This is a genomic window from Mucilaginibacter sp. (assembly GCF_039207105.1).
Classification (GTDB): Bacteria; Bacteroidota; Bacteroidia; order Sphingobacteriales; family Sphingobacteriaceae; genus Mucilaginibacter.
Window position 1 is genome coordinate 1 of the sequence record NZ_JBCECK010000170.1, and the last position, 10,003, is coordinate 10,003.

Sequence of the window (10,003 nt, forward strand, 5' to 3'; positions counted from 1 at the left end):
AAACAAACGAGACCATCTAACTAAGCATGATTCACCACAAGCCAAACGCTTGCGGTAGCGGAGAAGAAGACTTACGAAGTTTTGAAAACTTCGTAAGTCTTACTGTTGTTAGTGTTGTCACAATATTTGTAAGTCTTTATTGATTGATTAAATCTAACCAAACAAGAAAAGCCTGTGTTTCCACAGGCCCTCTCACAAACTATTAACAAAAGAAAAAACTGAACTTAAAATTTGATGTTGGCTCTTAATTCGCCGCCTGGTACTGTGGTGCTGTGAATATTCATATACCATTTGCCGGCTAAAAGCTGGTTTACTTCGGCATCGGTAAGTGCACGGGTAGTTCCTGAAAAATTACCCGAGTTACCGGTCGAAAAACCTTCCAGCTCAACAACAACGGGTGAGCTTTTGGTATCGGAGCCATCTTCGGCACCATGAAAGTGCATATCGGTAGTGGTTGCTGCAGGTAAGCCCAACTTCCAGGAAACATTATAGGTAATGGTCTTTGCAGCCGGGTCAAATGATACCTGTCCGCTGCCTGTGCCCGTACTGTTATTGGCCGGCACTTCATTAGCTCCCGAAAAATTGAGTGTGGCTGTTTTTTTAGCAGGCATAGTGTTATTGTTATCCTTGTCTTTACTGCAAGACGAGAAGGAAAAAAGAACAATAAGGGCTGCTGCAGCGGTAAAAGCGAATTTGTTTAAAAAAATGGTTTTCATAGGTAGATAAATAAAGTTTATAAATAGATTAAGTAAATGCTCATAAAATGCCTGCTGCAAGGTTACATCAGCTGATGTACCGCCGTTAGTATTTTAACATCGGTTATCAACATAAAAACTGAAATTTGAAATATGCTTTTCATTGCTTTGGCTTGTATTAAAAACTATGATACAAAGTAAGGGCATAATGAACCTTTGCCGCATCACCTATACTGGGGGTTGGGTGTAACTGATATCAGTAATGTTGTCACCTGATTTTACGCATTCCGGCATTTTAAGCATCGTGATGGAATAAAATGGGATAGTAAATTTTAACCGCAAAATAATTTAAAGTGAATATCAGATTATATACATTTGCGGCTTTTTAAGAAAACCCCACGTTCTTGAAAAACATAGCATATGGATACGCGCACTAAGGATGAGGCACTTACAAAATCAAACACAAAACACTGATACTCTATGGATTTAGTGTATTTTCCGAACTATAATTGGTTTTATTATCCCCAACTTTGGTTACATTCGGCACTTTATGTTTTCAATAAATTTAAGTACGTTTGGGGGAATGTGAATTTTTAAATTTTTACTACTGATCTTACTATTTTAAAATGAAGTTATTTATTAAGAAACCTATTCAGCAATTGATGGCTGCTTCGCAAGAAACAGAAAAATCGCTGAAAAGAACCTTAGGCGTTGGGTCGCTGATAGCATTGGGTATTGGTGCCATTATAGGTGCCGGTATTTTTGTGCGCACGGCAGCAGCGGCGGGTGAACATGCAGGTCCGGCTGTTACTATTTCGTTCCTTATCGCGGCGGCAGGTTGCGCCTTGGCTGGCTTATGCTATGCAGAATTTGCCAGTATGATACCTATTGCCGGTTCGGCTTATACCTATTCTTATGCTACAATGGGCGAGTTTATTGCCTGGATCATAGGATGGGATCTGGTACTGGAATATGCGCTTGGAGCCGCAACTGTAGCTATAGGCTGGTCGCAATATTTCAATGAATTTTTAACTACATTCTTCAACTTCCACATACCGTACCAATGGACACACTCGTTCTTCGAGGTATCCAACACAACTACAGGCATGTATGCAGCCGAATTGGGTACAAGAGGTATCATCAATTTGCCAGCCATACTGGTACTTTTCCTGTTAACCCTGCTATTAATTCGTGGTACAGCAGAATCGGCCCTGGTTAACAACATCATCGTAATTGTTAAGGTGGCTATCGTATTGATGATCATTGGCTTGGGCTGGCACTTTATTAATCCGGCTTTCCATACACCATATATGATCCCTGCCGATGCAGGTGTTGTTAAAGTGAGTACAGGTATTGTTGATTACGGCGATACATTCAACCACGGTTGGCTGGGTGTTTTACGCGGCGCCAGTGTGGTATTCTTCGCCTTTATCGGTTTCGACGCGGTTTCTACCGCGGCACAGGAAGCTAAAAACCCGCAAAGGGATATGCCAAAAGGTATCCTGATCTCGTTGGTTTTTTGTACTGCGCTTTACATCTTGTTTTCACACGTGCTTACAGGCCTGGTATCATACAAAGACTTCCTTATTCAGGGTAAAGAGGCATCTGTTAGTTATGCTATAAAAACAGCCATGCCGGGTTACGGATGGTTGGCATCGTTTGTTACGGTATCTATTTTGGCCGGTTTCTCTTCAGTTATCCTGGTGATGCTGATGGGCCAAACCCGTGTATTTTATACCATGAGCACCGATGGTTTGATCCCTAAGGTATTTTCAAAATTGCATCCTAAACATCGTACCCCATATAAATCACAATGGTTATTTTTCGTGTTCGTATCATTATTTGCAGGCTTTATTCCTGATAAATACGTGGGCGACATGGTAAGTATAGGTACCCTGTTCGCTTTCGTACTGGTTTGCGTGGGTATATTCATTCTTCGCAGAACAGATCCTAACATTGTACGTCCGTTCCAGACACCGCTTTATATGATCGTTTGCCCGCTTGGCGCGCTCATCTGTTTATGTATGATTGCCAGTGAGGGCTGGGAAAACTGGGCCCGTTTAATTGTTTGGTTGCTGATCGGCTTTGTTATTTACTTTGGCTACAGCATTAAACGTTCGCATGTAAGGCATGGTAAGGTTGAAGGCGCCAATGATTCTATCAACCCCAAATTTGTTGAGTAAACAGTAAGTTTCATCATACATTTAAAAAAGGTTCTGATTTTTCAGAACCTTTTTTATTACCTTATCTTTTATTATCTGCATTAATACCAATTTATGAGAGGCGACAAAAACCTGTGGGTATTAGTATTTGTTTGTATCATTAACTCGCTGGGCTTTGGCATCATTGTACCTGTTTTGTACACTTATGGCAAAACATTTGGCATAACCGGCGAAACACTGGGTATACTCACCGCCTCCTTTTCCATAGCCCAGTTTTTTACTACTCCTATTCTGGGTTCTTTATCTGATAAATGGGGGCGCAAACCTTTGCTCATCATCAGCCTGGCGGGTACCTGCCTTTCGTTTCTTTTATTTGCCTGGGCCAGTAATATTTTCATGATGTTTGCAGCCCGCATATTGGATGGTATTACCGGAGGCAATGTATCAGTGGCACAGGCTATGGTGTCTGATACAGCCACGCCGCAAAACCGGGCAAAAAAGTTTGGCATACTGAGCTCGGCATTTGGTTTTGGATTTGTGATAGGCCCGGCTATTGGCGGTTTGCTCAATAAGTTCGGTCCGCAGGTACCGTTCTTTTTCGCGGCAGGTATAGCACTGATCGGTACGCTTTGTAGTATATTTTTCCTAAAGGAAACCAATCCGGTAAAGCCATCTGACAAAAAAGATGTTACCGGTAACTTCAAATTTTCATCATTGGTAACCACCTTAAAACGCCAGGTGATAGGTACAGCCGTGTTTACAGGTTTCCTGCTTACTATGGCGCAGTTTACCATGATCATCGGTTTTCAAACCTTTAGTGTTGATGTGTTAAAGATCAACCCTACACAAATAGGTATTTTGTACGCCGGCTTTGGCATAAGCGGTATTATTATGCAGCTGAGTGTGCCCCTACTTACCAAATGGCTGTCGTCAAAATCAAAGATCCTTTTGCTGTCAACCGTTTTATGTTTAGGGGCCATGTTTCTAACCGGGCTTACGAATGAGTTTATTAGCTTTATTACCGGCATCTGCCTTTATGGTTTGTTCAACGGTTTACGTAACCCCATGATCAACGCTATTATTGCCGATCATATTAATCATAACGAACAAGGTAAGATCCTGGGTATTAATCAATCATATGCCTCCATAGGGCAAACCATTGGGCCGCTTACCGCCGGATTTGCCGGGTTAATTTCGGTACATGCCATTTTCTTTTTATCTTCCCTCTATATTTTAATAGCACTTTTACTTAGTTTCAGATTAACGTTAAAAGCATAATTATTCTGCCATGCACAAGCTAATTTTCAGGGAGATACTCTCTGTTACGATGATACTTTTCGCCATTATTGATATCCTTGGCGCCATACCCGTGATTATACAGGTGCGTCAGCGTGTAGGCCATATCGAGTCGGAGAAAGCCAGTGTAGCGGTACTGGTATTGATGATTGGCTTCCTGTTTGTGGGCGATCAGCTGCTGGCCATCATTGGTTTGGATATTGCCTCATTCGCCATAGCGGGCTCGCTGGTGATATTTATTATCGCGATGGAAATGATACTGGGGGTTGATTTTTTTAAGGAGGAAATACCCCAGGCCGCTTCTATAGTACCTATCGCGTTCCCGCTGATAGCCGGCGCGGGAACCATGACTACCCTCCTCTCTTTAAAATCACAATACCAGACCCAAAATATCATGGTAGGCATTGTACTCAATACCATTGTGGTTTACTTTGTACTTAAAAATGTAAAATGGCTCGAAAAGTTGCTGGGCCCTATTGGCCTCAGTATACTGCGCAAGGCTTTCGGCATTATCCTGCTGGCCATTGCCATTAAATTATTCAGGAGTAATACGCATCTTTAGGCCCCCAGCCCCCTGAAGGGGGAGCTCTTAGCAATTATGACAAATAAAAAAGGAGGCTGTTCTTTGAGAACGGCCTCCTTTTTTATTGCTACTATTTTTAAGTGATTATGCTTCCAATACTTCATCAAGGTTACCCAGTGCCATCGTAAAGCCTTGCTCAAAGCCCATTTCAACTATTTTTTGCAGATCGGCTTCGTTATCAAATGATATCTCCACATCAACATTGGTTCCTGTTGCTGTAGCCGAAAACTGGGTTAGCCAATGCATACTCGGGAAACTATCGTCGGGGTTACCCTCTTCATCGCAAAACCTCGTGGTTGCAGTGAAACCTTGCTGCGGGTCAACAGTTTTGATATCAACCCTGCACCATGATTTTTCGCCGTTTGGCCCTGCCATGCAGTACAACCATAAACCACCAGCCCTAAAATCAAGCGATTTGGTTTCGGCGCGCCAGGGTCTTGGTGCCCACCATTTGTCCAGAATACTACTGTCTGTCCATGCTTTCCATACTTTTTCAACGGGAGCGGTAAATGCGCGCGTTACGTTGATTTTTTTGTTTGCCACATCTTTAGTGATCTCTGTTTTTGTTGTCATAATGGTTAGTTTATAGGTCTTTTAATAGGTCATCTAACTGATCAAAACGATCGTCCCAAAGCTTACGGAAACGATCAAGCCATATGTCTATCTCTTTCATTTTTTCAGGATTAAAGTGGTAGTAGATCTCCCGGCCGGTTTGCTGGTGTTTAACCACTTCGCATTCTGTCAGGATCTGTATATGTTTGGATACCGCTTGCCTGCTGCTGTCAAAGTGCTCGGCAATAGCATTGGGTGTCATGGCTTGCAGGGCCAGCAGGCTTAAAATTGCCCGGCGTGTTGGATCGGCTATGGCTTGAAAAATGTCTCGTCTCATTATATCTGCAACTGATTGATTGCAAATATAAGTGCAATCAATCAGTTGCGCAAATTTATTTTTATTTTACCCTCAAAATCATGGCATTATGAGCGATGGTGTGACAATCGCAAACTTTGCATTGAAGCCTTGTATTGTTCGCGATTGCTTCGTTCCTCGCAATGACAGGATTTTGGTAGTAAGTCCAGAAATGCAGATTTAATAAGGTACCTAAACCCTAATGCCACCAGATAAAGCTTCTATCGCTTCATCTTTGGTGGCAACAAAACTGATCCGGCCGGCCTTATTGCTTTCATAAATAAAATCGCGCAGACTTTTGCTTGTATAAATCGAAAAATCGCCTACTATGGCCAGTTTCACATTGTAATTGGAGAACTTTTGGAGGATATCGCCCGCAAGGGTTGTTTTCAGATCAAAGAAGCTTTCGGTGATGTTTTCTTTATGGATAATGATCCTTTTTGCATCCTGATAGGCGCAATTGGCCAGTATATCCAACGCGTCCTGGGTACTGTTAATTTCTACTGTATCAGATATGATCTCGGCTATCGTAAAATCATTTACGTTGATGAGGTTGATGTCCATAGTATATTATGTTTAATTATACAGACGATCATTTACAGCGGTTTGTTACAGTGCAATGGTGCAAAATGTGCTAACAATAGCGTGCATCAAGGCCCAATTTTTGAAACAATTGGATGTTGGCATAAACAAGCAGCATAAAAGCCACAATACTTATGGTTTTAACCCATTTACCAGCTCCTTGTTCCCTGTAAACAGCGACCAATAGCATAATAGCGCATGAAAAAAAACCTATGAAAAGAAAAAGGGTTATAAACCCTTGTCCTTCCCAGTCGTGTATCCCACCGGCAAAAAGCTTAACACCAATATCATTCAAACCTATACACAAGTAGCAGAATACTGATTTTATGAAAATCTGGAGATCATTTTTAGTAAATAATATAAGCCAGACCATTAACGACATGGAAACGGGGGATAACAGTATACCATTAGGAGGTAAAAAATAGTTTACTGCAATGCTTAATAATAAGATTAGCGTTAAATAGCCTATAAGCTTTGTTTTGTATAACTTCATATCGCCAATATTATATTCAGGCTATCGGACTCAGCCTGGCCACAAACATAGTATCAGCCTTGCGCTCATAGCCTTTGAGTACCTTGCTTTCTTCGAGTTTTAGGCCGAGTTCATTGACCAAAAAGTCCACCACGTCCTCATTCTCCCCTTTAAAGGCCGAGCAGGTAATGTATATAATGGGTTTGCCGGGCTTCAGGTATTTTACTACGTTTTTGGCAATGCTTTTTTGCAGCTTTTGAAAAAACTCGATCTTGTGCTCATCAAACTGGGCTATCATTTCGGGCGTACGGCCCCAGGTGCCCGAACCGCTGCATGGAGCATCAAGGATAATACCGTCAAAGGCATAATCATGCAGCACCTGATCAACATTAGTGGTTAGGTCGAGCGCCTTTTTTTGATATTTGGTAAGCCCGGCTAAATGAAAGCGCTCATCCAGGTTGGCCAGTACCGACTCGCGGATATCAGACACCACCAGTTTAATATTTGGCTCATCTTCATGCAACAGCAACGATTTACCGCCCGATGCCGCGCAAGCATCCCACCAGCTATCCCAGCGCTGTGGCCTGAAAAAATTGCCGGTTTGCTGCGATGAATAATCCTGCACCTCAAACCAGTGCTGCTTAGGGAATATGGTTTCCAACCGGGTACCATTCGGCAACGAGAGGCAGCCATTGCCCTCATCCTTAAACACAACCTCGGCTTTGCTCAGTTCGCCTTTTACCAAATGATCGTACCCGTTACGCACCCTGATAAACAGATCGGGCTGATTAAAAAACGATTTCAGGAAAGCATCACGGTCAACGCCCGGCGATAATTGCGTACCCCAGGGAAATACATCATTTAAATCAAATGCCGGATACGCCGCCTTAACCAGGGCAAGCTTATCATCAATGGTAAAACCTACACAGGCGGCCCATTCAGGCTTAAAATTTTGTAAAAAGGAATTGGTTTGGGTGTTGCATAAAAACTCGGCTACAAGCAGGCGCTCATCGGCAGGTACATCAGGCAATACCCTGCCTATTCTGAAATAGTTATATACCAACCTGTTGGCTACACGCCTGTCGGTTGAGCCCATTTGCTTATTTTGTCTGTAAAAGCCGGGTAAAAACTTACTTAGAGGCGTATCGGCAGGGTATTCACCCAAAATTCGCTGAAACGTTTTAAGCTGGTTTATAGCCTTCATTCTACCTGTTTTAACTCAAAGTTAGTGTACATTAATATATTTACATGCGCATTCACCCAACCTAACCCGGTTTTTTTTACAAAATAGAAGTTGTTGTGTATTCCGGTAAAATCTGTTTTATCCAAATCAACCATTCCTTTATTGCCTTCAAAAAGCTGCGTTCCAAAATACAAGCCTTCGTCAAACCCTTTTATAGCATATTCGGTTGGTTCAACGTGATAAGCTTTACGATAGTTGCGCAAAAAGGTAATAGTAGCCTCCTGTTTATAATTTATTTTATCGGTTGAGGTAATATGTGTTTTTAACCGCTGTAGCATATCAGTCTTTAAAAAACTGAATTTTTCCCAGCTTGGGTGCCCGAATAAGGTTACCGGATAATTTTTATTCAACGTATCTAACGACCGTAAGGTCACCCCTAAAAAAGCCTGATCGGTAGCCGGTATCACAAATACATTCTGTTCTGTTTTTGACAGCTGCGGCACTAAGCCACTCAGCTGCCCGCGTGATATAACAACACTTACCACTTTTACTTTCTTTTTGCCCAGGCTATCGGTAGCTTTTTTAAAGTTAACTACATAATCGTTCTCCTGACTAAAGCCTGAGCGCAGGATAAATATTTTTTTTGGCTTTATTTTGTCGTTGATGTACTGCGCCGCGCCCCATGCGTGATACTCCAACGGAGTAATAGCGGTTATGAGGTTATTATTTTTTATAGTAGCGGGGGAGGCTGGCGACAATGGTGATAAAATGGGCGCACGAAGGCCCATGGTAGCCGAAAATACTTTTATCCCTTCTGGAAAAACGGGCCCTACAATGAAGTCGCTTGTCCTGATCTGGGGATTATATGCCAGGCTGTGCGCTGCTGATGCGTCGTCTTTTGAATCATACAGTTGCAGCTTAAAGTTTGCTCCGCTACCGGCCAATGAATCTAACGCGAGCTTAAAGCCCTGGTAGTACTCCACACTCATGTTGGCCTGGGTTAAGCCGGCACTGCTATAGTTACGGGGCGCAACATGATCAAGTCCCAAAGGCAATATCATGGATATGACATGAACCTTTGTCTCTGGTTTAGCAGCAGCTTTTTCTTCGGCTTTGGTTACGGGCCTTTCAGTTTGCTTTTTTACAGACGTTGATACAGGCTGCACCTTTGGAGAACATGCACCCAGTATCAGCGCCGTTATAAAAAACAATAACCATTTATTCCCACTCAATGGTAGCAGGTGGTTTTGAACTGATATCATATACTACCCGGTTAATTCCTTTTACGTTATTGATGATCTCGTTAGAGATTTTGGCCAGCAGATCATAAGGTAAATGGCACCAGTCGGCTGTCATCCCATCCAGTGATTCAACGGCACGCAGGCAAATCACGTTCTCATAGGTACGCTCATCGCCCATAACCCCTACTGATTGTACCGGCAAAAATATAGCGCCGGCCTGCCAAACCTTATCGTAAACACCGTATGATCGCAAATTGTTGATATAAATTGCGTCGGCTTCCTGCAATATAGCTACTTTTTCTGGTGTAATATCACCTAAAATCCTGATAGCCAATCCAGGTCCCGGGAATGGGTGCCTGCCTAAAATATTTGGATCAATATTTAAAGCTTTACCTACGCGCCTCACCTCATCCTTAAATAGGGTATTTAGCGGTTCAACTACTTTAAGTTTCATAAAATCGGGCAAACCGCCAACATTATGGTGCGATTTAATAGTGGCCGATGGCCCTTTTACCGAAACAGATTCAATAACGTCGGGATAGATGGTTCCTTGTCCTAACCATTTTACATCCTGAACCTCGTGCGCGGCATCGTCAAAAACTTCAATAAACACGCGACCAATGGCTTTACGTTTCTTTTCCGGATCGGTTAAGCCCGCCAGCGCATCATAAAAACGTTGCTTGGCATCAATACCTTTTATATTTAGGCCCATGTGCTTATAAGAGTCAAGCACTTGTTCGTATTCGTCTTTACGCAGCAGACCATTATCTACAAATATACAATGCAGGTTTTTGCCGATAGCCTGATGCAGCAGCACTGCAGCAACTGATGAATCGACACCGCCTGAAAGGCCAAGCACTACTTTATCATCGCCCAGTTTTT

The 10,003-nt window shown here is 42.6% G+C and carries 11 protein-coding genes; 3 read left to right on the plus strand and 8 right to left on the minus strand.

Translation table 11 applies throughout. The annotated features are described in order from the left end of the window. Window positions 1-224 precede the first annotated feature (224 nt). Complete coding sequence (locus AAGC65_RS22230; RefSeq protein ID WP_343114666.1) at window positions 225-716, minus strand: CHRD domain-containing protein; 492 nt, start codon at window positions 714-716, stop codon at window positions 225-227. Between the two features lie 605 nt (window positions 717-1,321). Between AAGC65_RS22230 and AAGC65_RS22235 the strand changes: the two genes are divergently transcribed. The 3 genes from AAGC65_RS22235 (at window position 1,322) to AAGC65_RS22245 (ending at window position 4,715) form a co-directional block, all read left to right on the plus strand. Beyond that, window positions 1,322-2,878 carry an amino acid permease gene (locus AAGC65_RS22235; RefSeq protein ID WP_343114667.1) on the plus strand — a complete coding sequence of 519 codons (1,557 nt, stop codon included), beginning with the start codon at window positions 1,322-1,324 and terminating at the stop codon, window positions 2,876-2,878. A 93-nt stretch (window positions 2,879-2,971) separates the two neighbouring features. Next, complete coding sequence (locus AAGC65_RS22240; protein WP_343114668.1) at window positions 2,972-4,135, plus strand: MFS transporter; 1,164 nt, start codon at window positions 2,972-2,974, stop codon at window positions 4,133-4,135. Between the two features lie 10 nt (window positions 4,136-4,145). Then, entirely contained in the window at window positions 4,146-4,715 is a 570-nt protein-coding gene (locus tag AAGC65_RS22245) for a MarC family protein (protein ID WP_343114669.1), read from the plus strand. Between the two features lie 105 nt (window positions 4,716-4,820). Here the strand turns inward: AAGC65_RS22245 and AAGC65_RS22250 are convergent, their stop codons facing one another. The 7 genes from AAGC65_RS22250 to guaA all read right to left on the minus strand — a co-directional run. After that, window positions 4,821-5,309 carry an SRPBCC domain-containing protein gene (locus AAGC65_RS22250; protein WP_343114670.1) on the minus strand — a complete coding sequence of 163 codons (489 nt, stop codon included), beginning with the start codon at window positions 5,307-5,309 and terminating at the stop codon, window positions 4,821-4,823. A gap of 10 nt (window positions 5,310-5,319) precedes the next feature. After that, the gene (locus AAGC65_RS22255) at window positions 5,320-5,625 is read right to left on the minus strand and encodes a metalloregulator ArsR/SmtB family transcription factor (protein ID WP_343114671.1); all 306 of its coding nucleotides are present in this window, start codon (window positions 5,623-5,625) and stop codon (window positions 5,320-5,322) included. Window positions 5,626-5,835: 210 nt separating this feature from the next. Then, window positions 5,836-6,207, minus strand: coding sequence for a DUF4180 domain-containing protein (locus tag AAGC65_RS22260; protein WP_343114672.1), 372 nt, complete (start codon window positions 6,205-6,207; stop codon window positions 5,836-5,838). A gap of 70 nt (window positions 6,208-6,277) precedes the next feature. Further along, window positions 6,278-6,718: a hypothetical protein gene (locus tag AAGC65_RS22265; RefSeq protein ID WP_343114673.1), complete on the minus strand. Its 441-nt coding sequence runs from the start codon at window positions 6,716-6,718 to the stop codon at window positions 6,278-6,280. A gap of 16 nt (window positions 6,719-6,734) precedes the next feature. Continuing rightward, window positions 6,735-7,901, minus strand: a complete 1,167-nt coding sequence (locus AAGC65_RS22270) for an RsmB/NOP family class I SAM-dependent RNA methyltransferase (protein WP_343114674.1) — start codon at window positions 7,899-7,901, stop codon at window positions 6,735-6,737. Then, window positions 7,898-9,142, minus strand: coding sequence for a hypothetical protein (locus tag AAGC65_RS22275; RefSeq protein WP_343114675.1), 1,245 nt, complete (start codon window positions 9,140-9,142; stop codon window positions 7,898-7,900). Before AAGC65_RS22275 ends, AAGC65_RS22270 begins: the two co-directional genes overlap by 4 nt. Then, window positions 9,099-10,003 (minus strand): glutamine-hydrolyzing GMP synthase (gene guaA, locus AAGC65_RS22280; protein WP_343114676.1); only part of this gene is annotated, 905 nt, incomplete at its 5' end. The genes guaA and AAGC65_RS22275, both read right to left, overlap by 44 nt.

Bases quoted from the DNA above. Each gene is read 5' to 3' on its own strand.
- AAGC65_RS22245 (WP_343114669.1), top strand. From the start codon at position 4,146: ATGCACAAGCTAATTTTCAGGGAGATACTCTCTGTTACGATGATACTT.
- AAGC65_RS22250 (WP_343114670.1), bottom strand. From the start codon at position 5,309: ATGACAACAAAAACAGAGATCACTAAAGATGTGGCAAACAAAAAAATC.
- AAGC65_RS22235 (WP_343114667.1), top strand. From the start codon at position 1,322: ATGAAGTTATTTATTAAGAAACCTATTCAGCAATTGATGGCTGCTTCG.
- AAGC65_RS22270 (WP_343114674.1), bottom strand. From the start codon at position 7,901: ATGAAGGCTATAAACCAGCTTAAAACGTTTCAGCGAATTTTGGGTGAA.
- AAGC65_RS22230 (WP_343114666.1), bottom strand. From the start codon at position 716: ATGAAAACCATTTTTTTAAACAAATTCGCTTTTACCGCTGCAGCAGCC.
- AAGC65_RS22260 (WP_343114672.1), bottom strand. From the start codon at position 6,207: ATGGACATCAACCTCATCAACGTAAATGATTTTACGATAGCCGAGATC.
- AAGC65_RS22275 (WP_343114675.1), bottom strand. From the start codon at position 9,142: ATGATATCAGTTCAAAACCACCTGCTACCATTGAGTGGGAATAAATGG.
- AAGC65_RS22265 (WP_343114673.1), bottom strand. From the start codon at position 6,718: ATGAAGTTATACAAAACAAAGCTTATAGGCTATTTAACGCTAATCTTA.
- AAGC65_RS22240 (WP_343114668.1), top strand. From the start codon at position 2,972: ATGAGAGGCGACAAAAACCTGTGGGTATTAGTATTTGTTTGTATCATT.
- AAGC65_RS22255 (WP_343114671.1), bottom strand. From the start codon at position 5,625: ATGAGACGAGACATTTTTCAAGCCATAGCCGATCCAACACGCCGGGCA.